Annotated in this window: 1 protein-coding gene; it reads right to left on the bottom strand. The window is 64.2% G+C overall.

Features of this window, described 5'->3' with window-relative positions:
• The coding region (gene carB, locus AC5DC2_RS22150; RefSeq protein WP_491700050.1) for a carbamoyl-phosphate synthase large subunit at nucleotides 1-2949 on the bottom strand (2949 nt) is incomplete at both ends.

The following is a 2949-nucleotide window of genomic DNA, read 5'->3' on the forward strand; positions in this document are numbered from 1 at the left end:
TTGTCGAGGCCGATGACCTCGCCGGTCGAGCGCATTTCCGGGCCGAGCAGCGTGTCGACGCCGGGGAACTTGGCGAAGGGGAAGACCGCTTCCTTGACCGCGATATGGTTCAGCTTGCGCGGGTTGGGGCGCTCGCCATAGGACGCGATCACATCGTTCAGCCTTTCGCCGGCCATCACGCGGGCGGCGATCTTGGCGATCGGCGCGCCGATGGTTTTGGCGACGAAGGGCACGGTGCGCGAGGCGCGCGGGTTCACTTCGAGGATATAGACCGTGCCGTCCTTGATGGCGAACTGCACGTTCATCAGGCCCTTGACGTTGAGCGCCAGCGCAAGGGCGCGGGACTGTTCCTCGAGCTCGTCCAGCACCTCCGGCGAAAGCGAATGCGGCGGCAGCGAGCAGGCGCTGTCGCCCGAGTGGATGCCGGCCTCCTCGATATGCTCCATGATGCCGGCGATGAAGACATCCTCGCCATCGCAAAGGCAGTCGACGTCCACTTCGGTGGCGTTGGTCAGGTAGCTGTCGAACAGCAGCGGGTTCTTGCCGAGCATGGTGTTGATCTGCCCGGTCTTGTCGTTCGGGTAGCGCTGCTTGATGTCCTCGGTGACGAGTTCCGGCACCACTTCCAGCAGGTAATGCGAAAGCCCCGCCTCGTTGTGGACAATCTCCATGGCCCGGCCGCCAAGCACATAGGAGGGGCGCACCACCAGCGGGTAACCGATCTCGGCGGCGACGAGGCGGGCCTGCTCGACCGAATAGGCGATGCCGTTGTTCGGCTGGTTGAGGTCGAGCTTGATCAGGAGCTTCTGGAACCGGTCGCGATCCTCGGCAAGGTCGATCATGTCCGGCGCGGTGCCGAGGATCGGGATGCCGTTCTTTTCCAGCGCTTCCGCCAGCTTCAGCGGCGTCTGGCCGCCGAACTGGACGATGACGCCGGCAAGCGTGCCCTTTTCCTGTTCCGCGCGCATGATCTCGATCACGTCTTCGGCTGTCAGCGGCTCGAAATAGAGGCGGTCGGACGTGTCGTAGTCGGTCGAGACTGTTTCCGGGTTGCAGTTGACCATGATCGACTCATAGCCGGCCTCCTTCAGCGCGAAGGCGGCATGGCAGCAGCAATAGTCGAACTCGATGCCCTGGCCGATGCGGTTCGGTCCGCCGCCGAGGATGACGACCTTCCTGGCATCGGAAATGCCGGCTTCCGAGCGGGCTTCGCCGTCAAACGGCGTCTCGTAGGTGGAGTACATATAGGCGGTCGGCGAGGCGAACTCGGCGGCGCAGGTATCGATGCGCTTGTAGACCGGGCGCACGCCGAGCTTGTTGCGCAACTGGGCGACTTCCTTGGGCCGGCCATGGGTGAGGCTTGCCAGCCGCTGGTCGGAAAAGCCCATGGCCTTCAGCATGCGCAGGTTTTCGGCATCCTGCGGCAGGCCGTGCTCGCGCACCCGCGCCTCCATGTCGACGATGGCGCGCAGCTGATCCAGGAACCACGGGTCGATCTTCGAATGTTCGTGGATCTCGCTCTGGCTGACGCCAAGACGCATGGCCTGCGCGACCATGCGCAGCCGGTCCGGCGTGCCGGTGCCGATGGCGGCGCGGATGGCATTGCTCGGCTCGCCGTTCTCGATGCCGGGAATTTCGATCTCGTCGAGGCCGGTCAGGCCGCGTTCAAGGCCGCGCAGCGCCTTCTGCAGCGATTCCGGGAAGGTGCGGCCAATGGCCATCACTTCGCCGACGGATTTCATCGCGGTGTTCAGCGTGTTTTCCGCGCCGGGGAATTTTTCGAATGCAAAGCGCGGGATCTTGGTGACGACATAATCGATAGAGGGCTCGAACGAGGCGGGAGTCGCGCCGCCGGTGATGTCGTTTTCGAGCTCGTCAAGCGTGTAGCCGATGGCAAGCTTGGCCGCGACCTTGGCGATCGGGAAGCCGGTGGCCTTGGAGGCCAGCGCCGAGGAGCGCGACACGCGCGGATTCATCTCGATGACGACGAGCCGGCCATCGGCCGGATTGACCGCGAACTGCACGTTCGAGCCGCCGGTCTCGACCCCGATCTCGCGCAGCACCGCCAGCGAGGCGTTGCGCATGATCTGGTATTCCTTGTCGGTCAGCGTGAGCGCCGGGGCGACGGTGATCGAATCGCCGGTATGCACGCCCATCGGGTCGACGTTCTCGATCGAGCAGATGATGATGCAGTTGTCCGCCTTGTCGCGGACCACTTCCATCTCATACTCCTTCCAGCCGAGCACGGATTCCTCGATCAGCACTTCGGTGGTCGGCGAGGCATCGAGGCCGCGTTCGACGATCTCGAAGAACTCGGAGCGATTATAGGCAATGCCGCCGCCCGTGCCGCCGAGCGTGAAGGACGGACGGATAATCGCGGGCAGGCCGATCGTGTCGAGCGCCTGGGCGGCGATCGCCATCGCATGCGACATGTAGCGCTGCTTGCGGTCGGTATTGCCGAGGTTCCACTGGTTCTCCAACTCGTCGAGAGCGTTGTCCAGCGCGTCGCCCGAAAGCGTCTTCTTCAGCTCGGCCCGTTTTACCTCATGCTCCTGACGGTGCTGGTCCTTGATCTCGGTGGCGTTGGCGAGCATGGACTTCGGCGTTTCGAGGCCGATCTTGGCCATCGCCTCGCGAAACAGCGCGCGGTCCTCGGCCTTGTCGATGGCATCCGGCTTCGCGCCGATCATCTCGACATTGTAGCGCTCCAGCACGCCCATGCGCCTGAGCGACAATGCGGTGTTGAGCGCGGTCTGGCCGCCCATGGTCGGCAGCAGCGCGTCGGGCCGCTCCTTGGCGATGATCTTGGCGACGACTTCCGGGGTGATCGGCTCGACATAGGTGGCGTCGGCAAGCTCCGGGTCGGTCATGATCGTCGCCGGATTGGAGTTGACCAGAATGACCCGGTAGCCCTCTTCCTTCAGCGCCTTGCAGGCCTGAGCGCCGGAA

The sequence above is a fragment of the Martelella sp. genome (assembly GCF_984369615.1).